This window comes from Nitratidesulfovibrio liaohensis (assembly GCF_011682075.1).
Classification (GTDB): Bacteria; Desulfobacterota; Desulfovibrionia; order Desulfovibrionales; family Desulfovibrionaceae; genus Cupidesulfovibrio; species Cupidesulfovibrio liaohensis.
In genome coordinates, this window is the sequence record NZ_VSMK01000704.1 from 1 (window position 1) to 747 (window position 747).

The window sequence follows — 747 nt, forward strand, 5'->3', positions numbered from 1 at the left end:
CGCCGTGGCGCACCACCACCAGCCCCGCCGCGCCCAGCGCGTACAGGGTGCGGGCCAGGGTGCCCACGTTGCCGGGGTCCTGCACCTGGTCCAGTGCCACGATGAGCGGCAGCGGCGCGTCGGGGGCGTCGCGCAGGATGTCGCCGAATTCGGCGAACCCGGCGTCGAACACCCGCGCTATGACGCCCTGGTGCGAAGAATGTGAAGAGGGCGACGGCTGCGAAGCGCGCCCGGTGCGTGCGCCTGTGTCGTCGCCGGGGGCATCGTCGTCGTTATCGGCGTTGGTGTCGCGGGCCGTGCCCCGGCCTTCCAGAATGTCCCAGGCGTCGTCGTCATCGGCGAAAAGGTCGTCGGTTTGGTTGTCCGGCATGTCCGGCTCGGCCATGTCCTCGGCAGGCTGGGCGATGGCCTTGCCCGACGCGAACAGCCGGTCCAGGGCGTGCGCCTCGGCAAAGATGTAGCGTACCCGCGCCTCGCGGCACAGTTCCACGATGCGGTCCACCTCGCGCCCGCGCTTGCCCTTGCGGATAAGCACCGTGTCCACACGGCTGGGGTCCGATTCCAGCAACTCCAGCACCGGCTTCACGCCGGGCAGGATGGAGCAGGGAGACTCCGGGGCGTCGGGCAGGATGTCGCGGGTGTCAGTACGCACGTTGGGGCGCGTGTCGGGCCGGGCGTCGGATCGGGCCTCACGCCGCCCATCGGCGGGTTTGCCCCGGTGCGGCGGGCGGCCTGGCCGTTCGGGTC

1 protein-coding gene is annotated in these 747 nt (G+C 71.5%); it reads right to left on the reverse strand.

What is annotated here, in order from left to right:
* A partial coding sequence (locus FVW27_RS17985; protein WP_167127850.1) for an RNA methyltransferase substrate-binding domain-containing protein occupies window positions 1-652 on the reverse strand: 652 nt, incomplete at its 3' end.
* Window positions 653-747: the final 95 nt, after the last annotated feature.